This is a genomic window from Candidatus Zixiibacteriota bacterium, from assembly GCA_036480375.1.
In the GTDB taxonomy this organism is placed as follows: domain Bacteria; phylum Zixibacteria; class MSB-5A5; order GN15; family JAAZOE01; genus JAZGGI01.
This window is the reverse complement of the sequence record JAZGGI010000021.1, coordinates 1-22,006: the sequence shown is the minus strand read 5'-3', so window position 1 is coordinate 22,006 and position 22,006 is coordinate 1. Positions and strand designations below refer to the sequence as shown.

Annotated in this window: 19 protein-coding genes; 7 read left to right on the top strand and 12 right to left on the bottom strand. The window is 46.1% G+C overall.

Translation table 11 applies throughout. The features are described 5' to 3' along the window. The first annotated feature begins 75 nt into the window (after positions 1 to 75). From V3V99_05095 to V3V99_05085, 3 genes are all read left to right on the top strand, one after another. Positions 76 to 585, top strand: a complete 510-nt coding sequence (locus V3V99_05095) for a hypothetical protein (protein ID MEE9442026.1) — start codon at positions 76 to 78, stop codon at positions 583 to 585. Positions 586 to 688: 103 nt separating this feature from the next. Next, positions 689 to 1,573 (top strand): MBL fold metallo-hydrolase, encoded by an 885-nt coding sequence (locus V3V99_05090; protein ID MEE9442025.1) that lies wholly within the window; start codon positions 689 to 691, stop codon positions 1,571 to 1,573. Between the two features lie 457 nt (positions 1,574 to 2,030). Beyond that, the gene (locus tag V3V99_05085) at positions 2,031 to 5,177 is read left to right on the top strand and encodes a hypothetical protein (protein ID MEE9442024.1); all 3,147 of its coding nucleotides are present in this window, start codon (positions 2,031 to 2,033) and stop codon (positions 5,175 to 5,177) included. A gap of 23 nt (positions 5,178 to 5,200) precedes the next feature. On the opposite strand, the gene mfd is transcribed toward V3V99_05085, so the two are convergent. From mfd to V3V99_05060, 5 genes are all read right to left on the bottom strand, one after another. Then, on the bottom strand, positions 5,201 to 8,647 hold the full coding sequence (mfd, locus tag V3V99_05080) for a transcription-repair coupling factor (protein ID MEE9442023.1): 3,447 nt from the start codon (positions 8,645 to 8,647) through the stop codon (positions 5,201 to 5,203). 346 nt (positions 8,648 to 8,993) lie between these two features. Further along, on the bottom strand, positions 8,994 to 10,475 hold the full coding sequence (locus tag V3V99_05075) for a hypothetical protein (GenBank protein ID MEE9442022.1): 1,482 nt from the start codon (positions 10,473 to 10,475) through the stop codon (positions 8,994 to 8,996). Beyond that, positions 10,475 to 11,689 (bottom strand): M20 family metallopeptidase, encoded by a 1,215-nt coding sequence (locus tag V3V99_05070; protein MEE9442021.1) that lies wholly within the window; start codon positions 11,687 to 11,689, stop codon positions 10,475 to 10,477. Before V3V99_05070 ends, V3V99_05075 begins: the two co-directional genes overlap by 1 nt. Before the next feature lie 22 nt (positions 11,690 to 11,711). Beyond that, complete coding sequence (locus V3V99_05065; GenBank protein MEE9442020.1) at positions 11,712 to 12,386, bottom strand: endonuclease V; 675 nt, start codon at positions 12,384 to 12,386, stop codon at positions 11,712 to 11,714. 180 nt (positions 12,387 to 12,566) lie between these two features. Next, positions 12,567 to 12,860 carry a hypothetical protein gene (locus V3V99_05060; GenBank protein MEE9442019.1) on the bottom strand — a complete coding sequence of 98 codons (294 nt, stop codon included), beginning with the start codon at positions 12,858 to 12,860 and terminating at the stop codon, positions 12,567 to 12,569. Positions 12,861 to 13,008: 148 nt separating this feature from the next. Between V3V99_05060 and V3V99_05055 the strand changes: the two genes are divergently transcribed. Continuing rightward, positions 13,009 to 14,349 carry a phosphomannomutase/phosphoglucomutase gene (locus tag V3V99_05055; protein MEE9442018.1) on the top strand — a complete coding sequence of 447 codons (1,341 nt, stop codon included), beginning with the start codon at positions 13,009 to 13,011 and terminating at the stop codon, positions 14,347 to 14,349. 1 nt (position 14,350) lies between these two features. Further along, positions 14,351 to 15,109 (top strand): response regulator, encoded by a 759-nt coding sequence (locus V3V99_05050; protein ID MEE9442017.1) that lies wholly within the window; start codon positions 14,351 to 14,353, stop codon positions 15,107 to 15,109. 33 nt (positions 15,110 to 15,142) lie between these two features. On the opposite strand, the gene V3V99_05045 is transcribed toward V3V99_05050, so the two are convergent. Further along, complete coding sequence (locus V3V99_05045; GenBank protein MEE9442016.1) at positions 15,143 to 15,643, bottom strand: DinB family protein; 501 nt, start codon at positions 15,641 to 15,643, stop codon at positions 15,143 to 15,145. Positions 15,644 to 15,667: 24 nt separating this feature from the next. After that, positions 15,668 to 16,603, bottom strand: coding sequence for an aldo/keto reductase family protein (locus V3V99_05040; GenBank protein MEE9442015.1), 936 nt, complete (start codon positions 16,601 to 16,603; stop codon positions 15,668 to 15,670). Between the two features lie 107 nt (positions 16,604 to 16,710). Here V3V99_05040 and queG point away from each other — a divergent pair, with 107 nt between their 5' ends. Next, entirely contained in the window at positions 16,711 to 17,631 is a 921-nt protein-coding gene (gene queG, locus V3V99_05035) for a tRNA epoxyqueuosine(34) reductase QueG (protein ID MEE9442014.1), read from the top strand. A gap of 3 nt (positions 17,632 to 17,634) precedes the next feature. Here queG and V3V99_05030 read toward each other — a convergent pair whose 3' ends face one another. Both V3V99_05030 and V3V99_05025 read right to left on the bottom strand, forming a co-directional pair. Further along, the gene (locus V3V99_05030; GenBank protein ID MEE9442013.1) at positions 17,635 to 18,276 is read right to left on the bottom strand and encodes a class I SAM-dependent methyltransferase; all 642 of its coding nucleotides are present in this window, start codon (positions 18,274 to 18,276) and stop codon (positions 17,635 to 17,637) included. Beyond that, positions 18,273 to 19,109 (bottom strand): XrtA system polysaccharide deacetylase, encoded by an 837-nt coding sequence (locus V3V99_05025; protein ID MEE9442012.1) that lies wholly within the window; start codon positions 19,107 to 19,109, stop codon positions 18,273 to 18,275. The genes V3V99_05030 and V3V99_05025 overlap by 4 nt, the downstream gene beginning before the upstream one ends. 151 nt (positions 19,110 to 19,260) lie before the next feature. On the opposite strand from V3V99_05025, the gene sixA reads away from it, so the two are divergent. Beyond that, positions 19,261 to 19,728 (top strand): phosphohistidine phosphatase SixA, encoded by a 468-nt coding sequence (sixA, locus tag V3V99_05020; protein MEE9442011.1) that lies wholly within the window; start codon positions 19,261 to 19,263, stop codon positions 19,726 to 19,728. A gap of 3 nt (positions 19,729 to 19,731) precedes the next feature. Here sixA and arsB read toward each other — a convergent pair whose 3' ends face one another. From arsB to V3V99_05005, 3 genes are read right to left on the bottom strand one after another with little or no spacing between them, the layout of a single operon-like run. Continuing rightward, positions 19,732 to 20,916 (bottom strand): ACR3 family arsenite efflux transporter, encoded by a 1,185-nt coding sequence (gene arsB, locus V3V99_05015; protein ID MEE9442010.1) that lies wholly within the window; start codon positions 20,914 to 20,916, stop codon positions 19,732 to 19,734. A gap of 5 nt (positions 20,917 to 20,921) precedes the next feature. After that, positions 20,922 to 21,137 (bottom strand): hypothetical protein, encoded by a 216-nt coding sequence (locus tag V3V99_05010; protein ID MEE9442009.1) that lies wholly within the window; start codon positions 21,135 to 21,137, stop codon positions 20,922 to 20,924. Between the two features lie 45 nt (positions 21,138 to 21,182). Further along, on the bottom strand, positions 21,183 to 21,749 hold the full coding sequence (locus tag V3V99_05005) for a cob(I)yrinic acid a,c-diamide adenosyltransferase (protein ID MEE9442008.1): 567 nt from the start codon (positions 21,747 to 21,749) through the stop codon (positions 21,183 to 21,185). Positions 21,750 to 22,006 lie beyond the last annotated feature (257 nt).

Here is a 22,006-nt window from a genome sequence, read left to right as displayed (position 1 = left end):
GGATTAGCTGTATTTTTTAATAAAGATTTGAGTTTTATTGTTGGTTTTCGGTATATTGATTAAAATGGAGGAAATATGTCCGGAGTAACACCCGCCGTGACCGGCGGCGTGATCGCTGCCGTCGCCGCAGCTAAACGAGCTGAGATGCTCCGCAAGGAGGAAGAAATAATGACCAATTATAATTCGGATGATCTGAAGGATTGGGAATTCAAAATCGTTAGAGCAAATACGGAGTATTTCAGAAAACCTGATAACCTGAGAAAAGTAATTGAGGAAGAAGCTAAGTCAGGTTGGGAACTTGTTGAAAAATTCGATAATAACAGGGTTCGGTTTAAGAGACGAATTGATGAACGAAAGAACGATCAGTTCCGCGAAACCGATCCATATCGTACGAATGTCGGTGTTGGTGCCGGAGCATTAGTCGTGAGTATTCTGGGTATTGTATTTCTTGCAATAGGAATACTTTTTCTTATTATCTTTTCAGCCAAAGGCGAAATTGATATTGGTATGCCGATAGTTATCATTGCCACAGTTGCCCTGATCGCTATCGCTTTAATCATCGTGGCCGTGAATCGGAAGAAGTAACAAGTTCGGTTAATATTTTTAAGAATCATTCGATGGAATTATTTAAAACACTTAGATTTATTCCACGTCCTAATTATCGAATAATCACTTGGGAGGCACTATTATGAAGTCGAAACGGATTTTTACCTTTATTATATTTGTTTCTATTCTGATTACAATTACCGGCTGCCAGGGTCAGCGATATTCCGATGTAACCGTGACATACATCGCCAGCGACGGCTATCTCATACAATCAGCGGATAAGAAAGTATTGATTGACGCCATTTTTAATATTGAAGGCGACGAACAATATTATTATGGGCCGTCTGATAGCACCTTAGAAAAAATGGAGCAGGCGTTACCGCCCTTCGATGATATTGATATTGTTTTCGTTACCCACAGGCACTTCGATCATTTTGATCCGGTTTCTGCCGCGAGACATCTGGAATCTAATAGGGATGCCATTCTGGTGGGCCCGTCCCAGGTTTTCGAGATGCTCCGGGATTCATGTTCAAATTTCGAATTAATAAGCGAGCGGGTAATAGCACTTGCGCCCGAAAAAGATTTATGGGTTGAAATCGTCATCTCTGATATTTCAATCCGCGCGCTTGGTCTGGCTCATGGTTCATACATGATAACCGATGAAGAAACCGGGGAACAGTACGATAAGCATGCACATACTCAAAACCTGGGATACCTCTTCACTATCAACGGCAATAATATTATGCATATCGGTGACGCGCGGCTGAAAAATCACGAAAGCTGTTTTCAGAAACTGCGTGATGAAGGCGTTAAAACCGATATTCTATTCATCGGATTTTACGATATCAGTGCTGAATCCCAGAACGTCTTTTTTAATATTATCGAACCTGAGGAAATTGTATTTATGCATTTTACTCCCGACGCCAAAGTACAGGAGCAATATATTAACATCTTTAAGGAGCACATGCCGGACGCCCATATTCTTCTTGAGCCGTTTGACTCATTCCAATATAAAAGACAAGAATAAACGATCATAAATTCTTTAAGACAATGTCTTCAGTCCTGTAATCTTCTTCAGAGGGACCGGTGTTTTCCGGCGGGTCTGTTTTTTCCCATTTTATCGTTCGCATGAGAGCCTTTTACCGGGCAATGTTGAGTATCCTGACCCTAACCGCGAATTTGAAATATGCCTGGTAGATGCAATAATTAATTCCTAATTGCCAAAAAAAATCCGGATTGGCCTAAAATCAGTTTATCAAAATGGGTTTGTTTCCTCAAATTAACGTTTTGGGGCATATCAAATCGATGTTGATTACGGGCTATGACATCAATCTCCTGCAGGGGCGGCTCGCGAGCCGCCCGGTTGCCTCCGGAGGGTGGAGGCAAAAGCAAAATTCCTTGCTTTTTGGTATGAATTAAGTATATATTATTTCTTGGTAGTTATATTGCAGGGCATATATTCAAAGGTCAAAAGGAGAATCTGATTGTCTACGCCCAAGCAGGATTTGAATCCCAATACAATTGTCGATCATATTATAAGCGATGATTTGGCAAAATATTTGTCCGATTCCGATACGGCCGCGCAAATTATCGACTGGATTCATAAAGAAACCTCCTTCCCCAAAATATATATCAGCATAGTATTCAGACTTCTTGCCAAGCTGGTGGTTCTCAGCGCGGGCGTAGCCGGAAAATGGCTGTCGAAAAATGCCACCGAACGATTAAGTAAAATTGTTCAAAAGGTGCCCTACTATAATGAGATCGCCGGGCAGGTAATGAAATTAAAATCCACACTGGATAATAAAAACCAGGACCGCCAATTACTGGAAAAGATATTATCAGGAGAGCGTCCGGTGCGAGACGCGGAATTCGGCGATGCTCTGTCCGCCGAATTGAGAACTACACTCAAGACACTATCCGATACTGACGAAATAAAAACCGACCTGAAAAATCTGATTGCTGATTTGGAATCGGTTATACGTCCTCAACCTTCCCTGGAACTGAAACTGTTATCCGTGGCGCCTGCATCCCGGCTCAATTTCAGAGCCCGCCGCGTACCTTTTATTGGCAGGGAGTATGAAAAAAATCGTTTGCAGGATTTTCTTAACGCTCCAAAAGCATTTTCGTGGTGGATTGCAATCGGATCCGGCGGAATGGGTAAAAGCCGCCTGGCGCTGGAGTTTTGTTTAAGAAATGGCCAACCGTGGCGGGTTGGCTTTCTTCCGGAATCTAACAAATTCGCCGACTGGGTGGATTGGGAACCGGACGGGCCCACGCTTATCATAATCGACTATGCCGCCAAACGAACTTCCGATGTTCGTTCCGCTATCCTGTCTTTGGCGCAGCGAAATAAACCTTTTCCATGCCCTGTCAGATTTTTGATACTGGAGAGAGACGCCGAGGGTCAATGGTACGATAAATTCCTGGGAAGCGGCAGTTCAAAGTACATAATTGAAGAGATCCGTTTTGACGAACCGCTCAATTTGCCTTCTTTTTCGGAAGATGACGTTTGGGGCCTGGCGTCTTTTGTAATCAAGGGCCATAATAAGACCCTACCGAATAAATCCGAATTTTTACAATCACTGAGGAAAATAGATCCCGAATGCCGTCCGTTGTACGGAACTCTCGCGGCTGAAGCGGTCGTGCATAATCAGGATATTTACGCATGGGATAAAACCCGTCTGCTGGACGATGTGCTGGAGCGGGAAGAAAATGAGTTCTGGCTATTGGGCGACGAAGGCCAAACCTATAAGAATCTGCTGGCATTGGCGACTATGACCGGGCATCTTCCAATTGCATATCTTAAAAATAACGACAGTGATTTATCACTTCCATCTCCCGCGAATTTTAATACTGAGAAATTTGAAAAAATGTCGGGCAGTCGGATAAGCGACACTCTGCCGCCGCTGGAACCCGATATCATCGGCGAGTATTTTGTTCTTAAGCACCTGGACAGCGGTCATCCGGAACTTAATAATATTGCCGAAAAAATGCGGCGGATTGCATGGAAAATCTCCCCGTCCGGTTTTGCGGACTTTTTAAACCGATGTATCAGAGATTTTCATGATCATAAGATTCTTGCCCATATCCTGAAATGTGCGGACCGCTCCGAAGAGGAGACAACTCTCTGGTCAATTTTGGCAATCAATATTCTATATTACGGCGGCGCAAAATTCTCACTGGAACAATCACGATCCTACTACGAGGATTTAAAAACTCTCGCGACCCGGTATAAAGATTCCTCCTTGATTCGTAAATCACGGGCAAAAGGCACCGTCAATTTGATTACCATTTGCGCCAATAAGGATGAGCTTCCGCAGGCGCGGGAATTATATGATGAGCTGGCGGCCCTCGCCGGTAAATACCCCGATGAGCCGGAAATAAGGCTGGCACGGGCACAAGGCACTGTCAATTTGATTGCAGCTTACGCCAATAAGGGTGAGATTGCGCAGGCGGCACAGTTGTATAATGAGCTGGCAACGCTGGCAGGTAAGTACTCTGATGAGCCGGAAATAAGACTGGAACAGGCAAAAGGCGCCTTCAATTTGATTAATGATTACGCCAATAAGGGTAAGCTTCCGCAGGCGCGGGAATTATATGATGAGCTGGCGGCGCTGGCAGGTAGTTACCCCGATGAACAGGAAATAAGACTGATACATGCAAAAGGCGCCTACAATTTGATTTTAGCTTACGGCAATAAGGATGAGTTGTCGCAGGCGCGGAAATTATATGATGAGCTGGCGGCCCTGGCCGGTAAATACCCCGATGAACCGGAAATAAGACCGGCACGGGCAAAAGGCGCCGTCAATTTGATTTCAGCTTACGGCAATAAGGGAGAGGTTGCTCAGGCGCGGAAATTATATGATGAGCTGGCGGCGCTGGCCGGTAAGTGCCCCGATGAACAGGAAATAAGACTGGCACGGGCACAAGGCGCCGCCAATTTGATATTGGCTTACGGTAATAAGGGAGAGGTTGAGCAGGCGCGGGAATTATATGATGAGCTGGCGGCGCTGGCCGGTAAATATCCCGATGAACAGGAAATAAGACTGACACATGCACGAGGCGCCTACAATTTGACAATTTATTACTATAAAAAGGAAAAGTTTGCCAAGGCTCAGGAAATATATGACGATCTTTCGGCTCTGTCCGACAAATACGATGGTCCGGAAATAAGACTGGCACAGGCAAAATGCGCCTACAATTTGATTTTCGCTTACGCCAATATGGGTGAGGTTGCGAAGACGCGGAAATTATATGATGAGCTGGGGGCGCTGGCCGGTAATTACCCCGATGAGCCGGAAATAAGACTGAGACAGGCGCAAGGCGCCTACAATTTGATTTTCGCTTACGCCAATATGGGTGAGGTTGCGAAGGCGCGGAAATTATATGATGAGCTGGGGGCGCTGGCCGATAAGTACTCTGATGAGCCGGAAATAAGACTGGAACAGGCAAAAGGCGCCTACAATTTGATTACTATTTACGGTAATAAGGGAGAGCTTGAGCAGGTGCAACAATTGTATGAAGAGCTGAATGAATTGGCCAATAAATACCCTGATGAACAGGAAATTAGAAAATTATTGGCATTATTCGATGTGAATAATAATGAAGACGAGGCAACTGATAAAAAATAGCGAAGCTTGAACTGCGTAGAAATCTACCTCACCCCTATCTCCCCAAGCGCTTTTTTCATGTATTTCAATCTGTCTTTGGCGTTGATGCTTGACAAATCAACGGTGATGTTGAAATTACCGGTCAGGGAAAATTCGACCGGGGCGTCAATGGCTTTGCGGATTTGCTCAATAAACGGCCGGGTGACTTCAAGCGAAGGTGGAAATTCGATTTTTATTCTCAAGTTATTGACGATGACGCGCTCAACGCCGCATATCGCCGCCATTAACCGAAGCGCCGTAGCATCAAAAAATTCTTCGGCCTTGGCGGGCATCTTCCCGAAGCGGTCTTCGACCTCTTCCCTGATTTTTTCAATCTGGTCGAGCTTGACGCAGTCGGCCAGCCGCCGGTAGATATCGACTTTCTGCTGTTTGATATTGACGTAATCATCGGACAGATATAAATCGAGTTTGCCTTCCAGTTTGGTGTCCGGCAGGCGTTCGATTTTTTCGCCCTTGAGTTCGGCAACGGCTTCTTCAAGAAGTTTGGTATATAAATCGAATCCAATATCCTCGATAAAACCCGATTGTTTTTTGCCCAGGATCTGCCCGGCGCCTCGGATTTCCAGATCGCGCATCGCCAAGGCGAAACCCGAGCCGAGATCGGAATGGGCTTCAATCGCCCGCATCCGCTTGCGGGCATCGTTGGACATCAGGCGATACGGCGGGGTCACCAGATAGGCGTAAGCTCGCCGGGGCGAACGCCCGACTCGTCCCCGGAGTTGATAAAGCTGTGCCAGACCAAAACGGTCGGCGCGGTTGATTATAATAGTATTGACCCGGGGGATATCGAGACCCGATTCAATAATCGAGGTGCACAGCAGTACCTGAAACCGCCCGGCCAGATAAGCGAGCATGACGCCTTCCAGTTCCCTCTCATGCATCTGTCCGTGCGCGATGGCGATTTCGACCTGCGGCAGGAATTTTTTGAGATAGCGATACATCGCCTCAATCGTCTGCACGCGGTTATGCACAAAATAAACCTGGCCATCGCGGTCGATTTCACGCAGGATCGCCTCGGCCATAAGCTGAGGATTGAATTCAATAATTTCGGTCTGAATCGGAAGGCGGTCGCGCGGCGAAGTATTGATAAGCGACATATCGCGCGCGCCCATCATCGAAAGCTGGAGAGTGCGCGGAATCGGCGTCGCCGTCAGCGTAATGGTATCGACATTTTGTTTGAGTTTGCGTAGTTTTTCCTTATGCGCCACGCCAAACCGCTGCTCCTCGTCAACGATCAGAAGACACAGGTCGGCAAAAAAGATATCTTTGGAAAGCAGGCGATGCGTCCCGATGACGATATCGACCTTACCCCCGGCGATATCTTCTATAATCGCTTTCTGCTCTTTTCGGGTTTTGAATCGTGATAGCACTTCAATCCGCATCGGGAATTCTTTAAGCCGTTTTGAAAAAGTACTGAAATGTTGCTGCGCCAGAATCGTCGTGGGTACGAGTACCGCTACCTGCTTACCGTTTTCAACCGCTTTGAAGGCGGCCCGCACGGCGACTTCGGTTTTGCCGTATCCGACATCCCCGCACACGAGACGGTCGGCCGGATTATCGGTCTGCATATCGCGCTTGACGTCGTTGATGGCTTTCATCTGGTCGGGAGTTTCTTCGTAGGCAAACGAAGCCTCGAGTTGTTTTTGCCAGACGGTATCCTCATCGAATTTGAATCCCGGTTTCATTTTCCGCTCGGCGTATAATTTCAACAATTCCTCGGCCATGTCCGCCAGCGCTTTTTTGGTTCGCTTCTTTACTTTTTCCCAGGCTGGCGAACCGAGGCTGGTCAGTTTTGGTTTGGCGTCTTTGCCGGCATATTTGGAAACCCGGTTGAATTCTTCAATCGGGACGTACAGTTTGTCGCCGTCTTTGTAAATCAAAAGGAGGCAATCGCGGGTGCGGCTGTCCACGGTGATTGATTCCAGTTTGGAAAAGCGCGCCAGGCCATAATCGGCGTGCACGACGATATCTCCCTGGTTCAGATTTGAATACGACGTCAGGGCGACGCCTTCTTTGTAACGGCGGCGTTTGATGCGGCGGAAGCGGCGAGAGAATATCTGATGGTCGGTTAGAAGAGCGAATTTTAGTTCATCCGAGACGAACCCGGCATGGATGTGAAAGACTTCAACAGGGACATTGATTTTTCTCTCGCCCAAAATTTCGGCCAACCGTTCGGCCTGGCCCTTATTGTCGCAGGTGATGACGGTTTGGTATCCCTGATTTTTGTATTTTTCGATGACTTCGGATAGATAGTCAAGGCGGCTGCCGATAGCCGGATGTTCGGCGCATCCGAAATCGAAGCGGGCATTTTCCCTGGAACGAAAAGGATGGATAATACAGCAAACGTTTTTGGTCAGGCGATGATACTGCGCTTCGGGAGTGTAGTAATAAGTGTCGATTTCGGGAGGTTTAACTAAACGGTTTTTTGCTTTATCATAATGTTCCGATCCGGTTTCGTAGGCGTCTTTCATATCGCCCAGAAGAGCGCTGCCGCCGTCGAGGATTATCAGAGTATCCTCTTTCAGATAATCGAGAACCGAACCGCGAGCGATCCCGAAGGCGGCCGCGAGCCATTCCAGACCGGGCAAGTCCGGCTCGGATAGAAATCGGGCACGGATCAGATCAGCGTCTTTTGCATGCAGTTTTTCAAGGTGATCTTCAATCGTTTCCGCTCTAATGGGAACTTCGCGGCGAGGCAATAAATCAATGGAATCGAATTTTTCTATCGTGCGCTGGTCGCGAACATCGAAATGACGAAGCGACTCTATCTCATCGCCAAAAAACTCAGCTCGAATCGGTAGCTCGTGCGACGGCGAAAAGAAATCGATTAACCCTCCGCGAACGGCAAAATCGCCGACTTCCTCAACGGTATCGACACGGTTGAATCCGAGTGTGATGAGCCGCAACGCCAATTCATTCGGATCGAGTTCGAGGCCGACGCGGAGATGCAGTGATTCGGCTTCAAAAGTTTCTTTGGCTACCGTCGGTTCGATTATCGCCGGAGCGGTCGCGACAATGATTGATTTATGATTATTGTTCAAGGCTGATAAGGCAGATAACCTGCGGCCTGTTATCTCGCCCGATGGCGAACGAAATTCATACGGAGGAATCTGACGACCGGGGAAGAACTCAACGGCATCTTCACCGATAAGATTGATCAAATCGTCATTGAGGTTTTGCGCTTCATCAAAGGTGGAAGTCACATACAGGATATTACCAGATATCTTTTCGTACAGCCCGGCCAAAAGATAGGCCGTTCCGCCGCCGCCCAAACCGGTCAAGTTTATATGATTTTTATCATTTATTGCCGCGTCGTTATTTTGATTTGCAAAAGCATTTTTTATATCATTGGTGAGCAGTGTAAATCTATCGGATTGTGTAAATATCTTTTTGAAAATAAACGGCAGAGTTCTCTTTGTCTTTTTGGTCATTGTTGTTTCCATTATTCCCACTTGTTATATCTGTTCACCACTTTGAAAAAGAACCGCAGCATACACAACCACCTCTATCTCAAAATGAGAGCAGGCGGTCGCCTGTTTAAAAGCACAAAAAGCCCCAACCGAAAAATCGGCGGGGTGTGTCGTTTTTTATTTTGTCGGCGTAATATATGGATTTATGAGATGGTGTAAAGTTATTTTTGTCGAAACGGGGGGGATACGAATTAAAATCGAAAGCTCATGTCATCGTGAGGAGATTCCGTGGAACACGGGAACAGTGTAGCGACAACCCTCGGGTTGTCGCATTGTCGAAACCGCATGGGTTACGATCTACAAATTATCAATCCACCCTCTCCGGATTTATCCATTTGAATCGCGTCAGGCCTTCTTCGCTGCCGAGCCAGAGATAATCGCCGTCGGGAACAATGGCATTGATATGATTGGAAAGCAACCCGTCATCAATATCAAAATGATTATGTTTGGGCGCCTTATCACGAGTCAATAACAACAGGCCGTCTTCAACCGAAATAGCGAAATATTTATCATTGGCGACAGCGGCATAGGCTCCGAGAGCAAAATCGATAAAGGGAAGCTGTTCGGATTTTTCGGTCATCAGATTTATTATCGTGACGCCGGAATTGGATGATATGATAACTTCGTTCTTGTGCGTTGAAATATGCCGAATCTCTCCCCCCAGGTTGCCTTCCGGGTCCTGCAGGCGGCCGACATCGAGAGTCCGAAAATCAATATAAAAAGCGCCGTCGGTCGTACCTATAAAGAGCTTGCGGTCGGCCAACTCCAGATCGGTAATAAAAAGATTACCCAGAATCGATTTGCTGACGGTGACCATCGTGTCGGCCGACGGAGTATAGAACGCCAACCCTCGATAAGTTCCGATCCATACCGAATCGGGCGCGACGGCCAGCGCCGTCACCTCGGTTTGCGGCAGGCCGTTCTGGCGAGTGAGAGTGATATATTGATCGGTATTGCGTTTATGAATCGTCAGGCCGTTGAGACCGGCAAAATAAAGATTATTCCTGTCCCCGGCAATATCGAAAATAATTTCCGAATCAAAACCGTAAATATAGCGCGGTTCCAGCCAGGTAAATTCCTCTTTCGATTTTTCATAAAGCGTCACGCCCAGCCGGGTATGAAATTCATCGGAATATCGATCGCCGCCATTGCCGCCCAGCCAGATGGAATCGCCCTCCATGTAAATGACGTCGGTTCGTTTCTGGAGCAATCCGTACGGCATCAGGTGCGCGGAAAAATCATCATTATCGATCAGCATCGGCCCCATTCCCCACGTCCCGGTGAAAATCGTATTGAAATTGTCATCCAGATAGGCCGTGATTTGATATTCCCGAAAATTATTGTCGGCAATATATCCGTTCGGTGACATTTGAAACCCGAGAGGCATGAAAAAAAGAGGCAGCGGTGGATGGGGCCGGGAATCGACAAATAAATCTTCCGGGAAATCCGATTCGAGATACCAATGTTTGACAATGACATCATAGGTGAAAACGCCATCATTGGTCTGAACCGTCACGACTTCGCCGTCGGGCGTTACCGCCAGGCGATGAATATAAGGATCCGACAGACCGTCTGAGACGGTTATCGGAGGATGCCACCTATGCTCAATACGGCTATAGCGCAGGATGCCTTCGCTGGTTCCGAAATAAACGACATCATGGCCGAGAGCGATGGAAGTAATAAATGAAAAATTTGTCCAGGAGGTCATTTGATCGATAAGTATATCGGCTCTAATTACCGCGGAAAAAATTAAGATTATGAAAACAATTCGAGCTGTGCGACATCGCATTAGCGGGAACCTTTCCAATTATTCAATATATTGGCAACGGCGGAAGCCATGGTAATGTATCCGACTGACAACGCTCTCTCATCGGCGATAAAGGCCGGATGATGCCAGGGTTTATCGGCTCCGATCTTTTTATTTTTCACACCCAGCCAGATCATTGATCCGGGAACTTTTTCCAGATAACAGGCGAAATCTTCGCCCCCCAGAAACTGAGAAATTTCCATAATCCTTCCATTTGGATATACGGTCTTAAATGACCGGGCTATAAAATTATTTACGGTTTTGTCGGACGCAAAAAGAGGATAATCAGCGAGCGGAATAAACTGAGCTTTTGCACCGAATGCGCGTGCGATATTAACGGCCGTACGCTTTATCAGCGACGGAAGCTTCTTGGCATAGGCCGGACTTAATGAACGCGCCGTACCTTTTAGCAAAACCTCCCCGGCAATGCCATTACGTACGGTCCCGCCTTCAATCGTCCCGAATGTCACCGCGACGGGTACGATCGGATCGACCATGCGCGAGACAACCTGTTGTATTCCCGATATAATCTCCGCCGATACGGTTATGGCATCGAGAGATTTATGCGGCAAAGCGGCATGGCCGGTTTTCCCGATGACGCGAATATTAAAATCAAAAGTCGCGGCCATCGTGACACCGTCGCGAAGTCCAATCGAGCCGACCGGTATAGTGGGATCGGTATGGAGAGCGAGGATGACGTCAACTTTCGGATTTTTGAGCACTCCCGCTTTAATCAGCGGCCGGGCTCCGCCGGGAGGAACCTCTTCGGCCGGTTGACAGATGAATTTTATTTTACCGCGGAGATACCTTTTGTGTTTGACAAGCAGCCGCGCGGTTCCAATCAGCGCGGCGGCATGAATATCATGGCCGCAAACATGGCTAAAACCCGCTTTTTTAGAGGCAAAAGGTAAATTTGTTCGCTCCTGGATGGGTAAGGCGTCAATATCGGTTCGTACGGCGACCGTCGGGCCTTTTTGTCCCGTGTCCAGTTCCGCCCACAAACCGGTTGAGGCATAATCATCTTTTATCCTCAATTTTAGTTTCTTAAATTCAGCTTTTAATTTTTTAGTCGTATTAAATTCCTGATGCCCGATTTCCGGATTTTGATGCAGCCACCGTCGCAGCTTTATTATCGAATCGGTTATTTTCAAACCATCCCGTTGAAAATCGGAAAATAGTTTTGGGGGATTTTTCATTCGCCTGCTCCATGATAGAAAATTATAGTTCTCGTTTTCTTTCCCCCACTAACTTATGAGCCGCCCGCAAAGGCTCCGGCATTCGATATCGGCTTATACACCGAGTAACGATTTCCCCGGCCCCGCTCACATCGCAAAGATGCCCGGGCGAAATAAAAATCGGCTTGATGTTTTCGCGGCTACGATAAGCGATTCCAACCCGCGCGTTATCATATAATAAATCCGAATAGTCTCCCTGCTTCATTCCGGGATTTTGAAAATATCCGACCAGTTTTTTTCGGGCGCAGCCGATCGAAGGAATATCTGTAATCAATCCAATATGGCTGGCCAATCCAATTTTCCTGGGATGGGCAATACCGTGTCCCGAAAACAAAATCAAATCAGGGCAGGTTGCCAATTTTTCCAGGGCTTTCAAAATTACAGGACCCTCTCGGAAAACGTGCAACCCGGGAATATAAGGAAATTTCGCCTTGGCCGAGGCGGTTTTTTGTTCAATCACTTCCAGATCAGGATAAGAAAAAACGCACGCTGCGGCAATTAATAAATTGGACTCCTGATCAAAGACGGTATCGACGGCGCCAATTTTTTCGATAACACCATCTAATTTGCGAATTTGAATTTGCCCCCGAAGCTTACTTTGAATTACTAACGCTTCGGGCTGCGCTACATTCCAGGTATGCAGATCCTGAAAAATCATAGCTTTCCCCTTATTTATGAGAACCGCTTTCCCCAAATACCTCTATTGAAAATCAAGGCGGGATAAAAACCGATTAGCGAATATTGAATCCCCCCAAACCAAATTCGCCTTATCGATCTCTATTTGAAATAGCGATTCCCCCGTTAATTACTCTGTCATTTCCCTTTTCCCCATTAATTGTCAATCGTCAAATAAATCGTCAAAATCTTTTTTTCGGGATTCTTTGTTGTTCATCCGATCCAGTCCTTTCGCGCCCACAACGCGAGCTGTGAAATAATCACAAAAGTTGGCTTTGTTCTTAATTTTAACCGGTTCGTCAATTCTCTCCCGGCATCGATGAGCGGAATGAGGATCATAAAAAAGACATCCCCGGCAACATCGCAAATCCGCGAGGCATGAGGGACAACTGTCATTGCGAAAAGGTTTTCCTTTTACCGATGTCATTTTGCCGCACTTCCAACAAGTCAATCCCATATTCGGACTCCCTAATAATATAAAATATGCCATCTCACAATCGATGTCAATCGTTTCTCAACCCATACTCAAAAATATTTTTAACTGTAATATCTAATTTGACAATCACTTTAAAAAAAACGTACCATTGGGCAAGCCCGGGAGAGTTATGAAAATTGATAAATCGATATTCAAGGCTTACGATATTCGGGGCATTGTCCCTGATCAATTAACATCCGATATCGCCTATGCCATTGGAAATTGTTTGGCGGGGTATTTGAAGCCGACATCGATCGCGATTGGGCGAGATGTGCGATTGTCTTCGGATGCGTTATTCCGGGGCTTGACCGACGGTATTCTCGACCGCGGTGTCGATGTCGTGGACCTGGGGATGATTTCCACTGATGCCCTTTATTTCGCGGTAGGGAAATTCGGATTCGACGGCGGAGTTATGATAACCGCCTCGCATAATCCCGCCAATTATAACGGTTTTAAGATGTGCCGTAAAAACGCCGTTCCGCTATCCGGGGCCGACGGCTACGATTATATCGCGGACGCCGTTATAAACGATAAAATTGAAAAAAAGCCGCAACGTGGTTCCATTGCCCGGAAGGATATAATCGAAGCTTTTGCTGAGCATGCTCTTTCGTTTATTGACCCTACCATCATCAAACCCTACAATATAGTCATCGATGCCGGTAATGGAATGGGTGGGATTGCGTTACCGCCGGTTTTTGACCGTTTGCCGTGCAGGATTACGCCATTGTATTATGAACCCGACGGTACCTTTCCCAATCATCCGCCCAATCCCATCGAGGCGGATAACTTAGTTGCTTTGCAGGAAAAAATGGTCGAAGTCAACGCCGATTTGGGCGCGGCCTTTGACGGCGACGCCGATAGGATGTTTCTTCTTAAAAAAGACGGTACCGCTCTTGGAGGCGACATGGTCACGGCCCTGGTGGCCGATAATATTCTTTCGCGCCAGCCGGGTGAAACGATTTTATATAATTTGATCTGTAGCCGCGCCGTACCGGAACTTATCAAACGCAAAGGCGGGGCGCCGATTCGAACGCGCGTCGGGCATGCCATAATCAAACCGCTTATGAAAAAACATAATGCCATTTTCGGCGGAGAACATTCGGGCCATTTTTACTTCAGGGATAACTGGTATGCCGACTCCGGGATTATTGCTCTTCTGGTCTGCCTGGAACTTCTGTCAAAATCGGGTCGGGAGTTGGGCGATATTCTGAATGAAATTGATCCCTACTTCCGATCCGGAGAAATTAATAGCCGGGTTGAATTAGCGCAGGATAAAATAGACCAATTGGCCGATATATTTAAGGATGGCGAAACCGATACTGTTGACGGGTTGACCGTACAATATTCAGACTGGTGGTTTAATTTGCGGCCGTCTAATACCGAACCGCTTTTGCGTCTGAACGTGGAAGCCAACAATGAGCAAATTCTTGACGAACAAGTAGCTCGGTTGCTTGAGATTATTAGAAATTAGTATGAACGATTCTTTGGCGATATTAGTTGTTGACGACGATCCCCTCTTGCTGGATCTGATGGTGGAGACGCTGAATACCATCGGCTATAGAGCTGACGGTGTATTGAGCGGAAAAGAGGCGTTGGAATATCTCGAAGACAATGACGTTCAGCTCCTGATTACCGACATTAAGATGCCGGAGATGGACGGAATTGAGCTTTCTCAACAAATCAAAAATTTATATCCCCGGCTTCCCCTTATTTTTATCAGCGCCGCCTTCACTCCGGCGGTATTGCAGAGAATCGAAGGCGAACCTTTTCTCACCAAACCCTTTCGTATCAGTCAGGTTGAGGCACTGATTAAGAACTCGTTGGAACCTGTTTCGGATACTAAATCGGCTAAACCGGCCGATTCTATTCTTGTCGTGGACGATGACGATGGATTCAGAATCATGCTGATGGAAAATTTAAGAATATCCGGATATAAAGTTTGTGGCGTTTCCGACGCGAGAAAAGCCCTGGAACGGCTCAAGCGGGGCGGCATCAACGCCGTAATTACTGATTTTAAAATGCCGGGAATGGATGGATTATCCCTTTCCCGGTATATTCGCCAGCAGTGGCCTGATTTACCGGTAATCCTCGTGACAGCTTACATCAATATCGATGAAAATCCCGAGGTTCAATTTAATGACGCCGACGGATATTTGATGAAGCCGTTTAAGATTGACAGCATTACCGGACTGTTGGAAATGATAAAACGGGAAAAGACGAAATCCAGATAGCCGGAATTCAATCCACTCTAATAATTCATGATTCTACAGCTCGGGAATTTCCATCCCGAATTTACTCCATTCTTCGCGAGCGGGACCGTAAACTCCAGCAACCGGTAATCCGGCCAGTCGCATCATGATCGTCATCTGGCCCCGATGATGAATTTCATGCTTTATAAGAATCCATAGAGTTATTCCGCGCTGCCATTTTTCGCCGTACATTTCATCTTCGACGAACATATCCTCATCTTTCCACCTTTTTACAGCGTTCAATAGAGACGTGGCATGTTTGCGATACGCCGCGACTATCTCGGACGCCTGTGTGGGGATTGGATCTTTTTCGGTCGGTCCGCCGACATCAATACCGATTTTCTCCATCATTTCCGGGATCGTAGTCACGATATGCCATGCGACACGACCTATATTGCGAATATCATTATGCTCCGGCTGCTTGAGAGATTTATCCGTAAGAATCTCCATAAGCTTTATGGTGGAATTCATCTCCGCTTCCCATGATTGCACAAAATGTCCAACGCTTAAAAACATTTATCCTCCTTTGATGAGGTTCTGTTACTTTTCGGTTATTGATTTTATGCGCCCCAAAATTTCGCTATCCAACTTAATATCTGAAGCCGCTATATTTTCCAGCGCTTGCACCGGTTTTGTCGCCCCAATGATAGCCGACGAAATTTCCGAATGATTTAAGACCCACGCCAAAGCCAGTTGCGAGGGTTTTATCCCCATCTCATCGGATAATTTCGTTAATTCGCGGGCTTTTTCGAGATTAGCATCAGTTAAATCGCTGCTCAACCATTCGCTGGTGGCGCCGCGGCTGTTGTTCGGTATTCCCTCATTATATTTGCCTGTCAATATTCCCTGAGCCAGAGGCGACCAGACGACCAGCCCCAAACCGCTTTCCGCGCAGACCGGTATAATATTATCTTCGATATGACGATCCAGAAGATTATAACGAGGCTGTTCTACCTGAGGACGATAACAATTATATTTATCGGCGATGTTTACAGCCTGTGAAATTTGATCCGCTTCCCAAACCGACGTGCCCCAGTACAATATTTTACCCATCCGTATCAAATCATCCATCGCCCGAACGACTTCCTCCACCCCGGTCTCGGGATCAAAGCGATGACAAAAATATATATCGAGATAATCCGTATCGAGACGAGAAAGGGTTTTATCAATCGACTCAAAAACATGTTTTCGGGATAAACCGCGGTCATTGATATTGTCGCTCATCGGGCAGAATAATTTTGAAGAAATCACCAGATCGGAACGATTATAATTCTTTATAGTTTTCCCGCACACCAATTCGGCTTGTCCGCGCGAATAGATATCGGCCAGATCAATGAAATTGACACCGGCGTCAACGGCCACCCCGACAATTTTATCGGACATTTTGGCATCCACGGTACCGCCAAAGGTCAGCCATCCACCGATTGAAATTTCCGAAACTTTCATTCCCGCCTTGCCCAATCGTCTGTATTTCATTTATAATTCCTTTCGGTGAATGCCCTAAGATATCAATTTATCGATTATCCGCAATCGCTTCCCCGAATATTCTGTTATATTTCGTCGGTTTTACTATATTACGTGTCATGAACCGCAAGGAGCTAACAGGGAGTATCAAAAATAAATCGCTTCAACTCGGTTTTGAGGCGGTCGGCATGGCTCCGGCCGGAGAGATGGTGGATGAAAAAAGGCGGCTTGACAAATGGCTTGAGCAAGGCATGCAGGGAACGATGACTTTTATGGTAAACTCCGCGGAGAAACGATATAACCCTCGCAATATCATGCCGGAAGCCAAATCGATTATAGTCCTGGCGCATAACTACTTTTATCCGATTATATTCAAATCCGGATCATTCAAAATCTCAAAATATGCTCAAGGCAAAGATTATCATGATATTTTGCGTCGCAAAGCCAAATTACTTTTGGAATATATCTCCGAAATATCCCCCGGCGTACGCGGCCGAATATGCGTTGACAGCGCTCCGATATTCGAAAAAGCCTACGCTCAAAAAGCCGGTCTCGGATGGATTGGAAAACACTGCATTCTTATATTGCCGAAAGCGGGCAGCTACTTCTTTCTATGCGAGTTGTTAATTGATATCGAGCTTGAATATGACAAACCCGAAACCGATCATTGCGGCCGCTGCCGGTTATGTCTCGAAACCTGCCCCACCGAAGCTATCGCCGAACCGTACGTTGTCAACGCCTCCAAATGTGTTTCATACTTAACGATTGAGCATAAAGGCGAAATGCCCGAGGACTTAAAAAACAGTTATAATAATTGGATATTCGGATGCGACGATTGCCAGGACGTCTGCCCCTTCAACCGATTTGCCAAATTACCCTCCGACCCTGATTTCCGGCCATTCGATGAAATTATTAACATGACTGATGATGACTGGAAAAATCTAACCGAGGACAAATTTAATCGAATATTCGAGGATTCTCCAATCAGGAGAACCGGCTATGAAAAATTCATGCGAAATATCCGTTATCTATCCGATTAATCTCTAATCTAAATTTATGATCACAAAATAATCTCGGCTTATTCTTTCAATTTGATAATTACGGCAATCTATTGGGGATAAGAGCGCGTCGAGCTGCCGGTAGCTATACATATACAGAGGACATCTCTTCTTATATCTAATGCGCCTCTGCCATGGCCAAAAACCTTCGGCGCGAGGGAAGCTCATTAAAATTTTTCGGCGGGTGATGGAAATAATTTTCGATATAAAATCATTCGGTTTTTCTATATAATCAAAGAATCCCATGGCAACGGCATAATCAAAAGTATGGGAAAAATCATACTCGATAAAATCCCCAACGATAAATTCGCAGTTGTCGCTTACTTTCGCGTGAGCGCCCTTCTGATTGGCCATCTCAATCATTGCCGGAGCAAAATCAATACCCGTAACGCGCATCCCCCGGGAAGCCAGAGCTACGGCATAATGCCCGGGCCCGCACCCGATATCGATGACAGTTCTCCCTTCTCCTCCGGAGCATTCTTCAATAGTTTTTTCAAAGCGGAGGCGCATGCTTTTCCGAAATATCCGATTGATGATTTTTTTCAACAGACCGACATTGCCACCGTATATGGCGTCAAAATCAACGGCATAACTATCAAAAAATTGTGAAGTTTTGTCGGGTGTCATTGAATAAATTCTCTTTTCATAAATTCTTTCATCGTCACCCAGGAATATCGATCTAGTAAACGGCGCACTTTGTTTTCAGTCCCTCTCAGATTAACGTAACTTTTAAACCGGCGAATCATATTCATCGGCAACCTGGGCTGCTCGGGATCTATATCACGCGGATGAATATAAAATATAACCGGACGATTATCTAATAATACTTTTCGCGCCATTATGTTTATTACTCGTTCAGGAAACAATCTCAAATACCCGCCTCCGAAAAAACAAACTCTCATGCCAAGTATATTTGCGACCGATATCGGAAATTCAATTAATTTCCCGGATGGCGTCTTAATGTTGCCGGGCGCTAAACCGGCCGTTTCAATTCCGCCATAACCCCGGCGGGCGGGAAATATCGATGAATCATACTTGTATCCGGCGCGTACCAACGCATCGAAAAACCAGGGACATTTTTCCGTTATTGAGAAACCGGCCGAGCGGTATCCATTAACTTTCTGTCCGGAAATATCCTCAATTATTTTTTTGGATATGATAGCGTCATCGGAAAATTCCTTTTCCGACATTTTATACACAAGTTTATGCCCGTACCCGTGGGAAGCGATTTCATGACCTCGGGATACGCATTCGCTGACGAGATGTGGATACTTTTCGGCGATCCATCCCAGAAAAAAACAGGTCGCTTTGAGATTTTTCTCGGAAAGGATATCGAGAAGTCGATAGTAGTTATTTTCGACTCGCGAGGGTAACTTATCCCACTCCTCCAACGCCGGGGCGGATGGGATACCAAGGATGTGAAACCAATCCTCTACATCTATTGTAAAAATACATTTCATTATCTCGTTTAGACCTTATTGCATGATACATCCCCTGCCACATGCTGTCAAGACGCTCGCGATAATCATAAGCGTCACAATATTTATTATTTGGTTTTGGTTCTAAATTTTCGTATGGTCTTTTAGGTTAACCATAACCGGAGGATTTGCTATGCGACTTTATCTCGTTCAGCATGCTCTGGCCAAACCAAAAGACGAAGACCCCAATCGCTCATTATCTGAACAAGGCCTTGCCGAATTATCAAAAATCATGACATTTTTAGAGACTTATGAGAATTTGAGAATCGGCGCGATTTTTCACAGCGGGAAAACCCGGGCGCTGCAAACGGCAGAAGAATTCCATAAGCAATTACAGCCCCAGCCGAAACTAATTGAAAGCCATGGCCTGGGCCCCATGGATTCTCCCGGAATCTGGAAAGAAAAAGCCAATAATCTCGATAACGAATCAATGATAGTCGGACATCTGCCTCACCTGGGCCGATTGGCTTCACTATTAATATGCGGAGTCCACGACATCCCCATTATTAGATTTTACAATTCCGGAATTGTTTGCCTTAATCGGGATAATGGAAGCAACTGGATTTTCGAATGGGCCGTGATTCCCAATATATTAAAATAGTCTTCATTTCGCGAATCGATGTTTTGTCCGCAGACAAATTCTAACCAGCATCAGCATCACCGGCACTTCGATTAAAACTCCGACAACCGTCGCCAGTGATGCCCCTGATGACAACCCAAACAACATTGTCGCAGTCGCGATGGCTACTTCAAAATGATTGGAGGCGCCAATCATGGCCGTGGGAGCGGCATCTTCATAACTCAATCGCATAATTTTGGAAAGACCGTATCCCAGAGCGAAGATAAATACCGTCTGAATAAATAATGGCACCGCGATCCACAATATAGTCAGCGGTTTGCCCAGGATAATTTCGCCTTTAAATGAGAACAAAAGAATCAGAGTAATCAGAAGCGCGACTATCGTTATGGGCGCCAACACCGGAAGAAATTTTTCCTTGAAATATTGTTCGCCTTTTAATCTTAAAATAACTTTACGCGAGTAGTAACCGGCCACCAGCGGTAAAGCGACATATATTCCGATGGAAAGTAGTAAAGCTTGCCACGGAACCGGGAGCCTTCCGACGCCCAACAAAAATCCCCCTAATGGACCGTATAAAAAAAGCATCGTCAGCGAATTAATAGCCACCATCACCAATGTATGTCCGTCATTACCACGAGCAAGAAATCCCCAAACCAAAACCATGGCGGTACAAGGCGCGATACCAAGAAGAATACATCCGGCCAAATAACTTCTCCATAGGGGCACTTCGAGCATTTTGATACCGTTTACCAAGACCACTTTGCCCTCGCCGTAAACATCTCCCACATCCAAATTCAATCCGAGCGGCATCTTAATATGATCAATCGCATCCGGCCCGATAAACTCAAGAAACAGGTATCCCAAAAAAAAGCTGGAAATAGCCAGCATAGTAAACGGTTTAATTAACCAGTTTATGATGAGTGTCAACGCCACCGGTTTGGCATTTTTGCCCGCCTTGAGGACTTCGGCAAAATCAATTTTGACCATGATGGGATACATCATAAAGAACAAACAGACCGCAATGGGGATTGATACGACCGGTGCGTTATTGACATATATCGCCATACCGTCAAAATACTCGGCTATACCGGGAGCGATTTTCCCCATCAATATTCCCACAGCGATACACAGGAAAACCCACACCGTCAAATATCGCTCAAAAAAATTCAATCCTTGCGAGGTCTTGGTAACGCATGCCTGACTGGCCATGATATCTATTTACCTTTCCGGTTATTCAATGATTGCGGCAGAGACAAAATAATATCTTTAATCTCATCCCGTACCCGTCGGTAATGAGCAAGAGCTTTTTCTGCCGTTTCGGTATAAACCTCAACTAAATCGCTCTTAAGAGCTTTCGTCCATCCTTCGGCCATCTGATTCCGGCACGAATTACTTGTGCACAGGAACAATATTTTGATTTTCTCTGACATTTTATTGCTTATTTAAAAGGATACTCCAATATATTTCGAAAGGATCTATTTCTCTTTTCCTCTGGGACTTTCCCACACCGTATCCGAAATTCCGGCCCGATGATTAACTGTGCGCGCTATGACGAAAAACAAATCCGATAGACGATTTAAGAATTTCAAGACCAATCCTGCCGAATCATCTTCTTTGAATAGGGTCGTAACCCATCGCTCTGCCCGCCGACAAACCGTTCGGGCCAGTTGCAGGTAAACCGCGCCGTTTGTCCCGGCGGGGATGATAAATTGCTTTAATTCCGGCAAATCGGATTCGAGCTCATCGATCCATTTTTCCAAAACCTCGATGTCTTTTTCCTGAACGCGGTCAATCACAGCTTTTTTATCAACCGGGGTCGCGAGGTCGGCCCCGACAATAAAAAGTAAATTCTGGATGCTTAACAATTTTTCGTCAATATCGGAATCGAGCTTTCCGGTACGGGCCAGTCCGATTATAGCGTTACACTCATCGACCGAACCATAGGCATGCAATCGAACGTCGTCTTTGCCGGCCCGCTGACCGCCTAATAAACCGGTCGTTCCTTTGTCTCCGGTTTTAGTATATATCTTCATTTTTTTCATAACTCTTCCCCGGGAAACCTTAGAATATTAAATATTAAAACGTCCGCGCCGCAAGCGCAATTTGAAATTAATTATATTTGCGTTAAGAAAAAAGGCCGATTTCAATAATCGGCCTTTCATATACTCTTATTAAAAGCATCCCGGAGGAGGACCGCCTCTGAAGACATTATTTATTATATACACCGCATCGCCGACATTGACCGTTCCATCGCAATTAGCATCGCCCGATTCCAGAGGTTCCGGGGGCGGACCGCTCC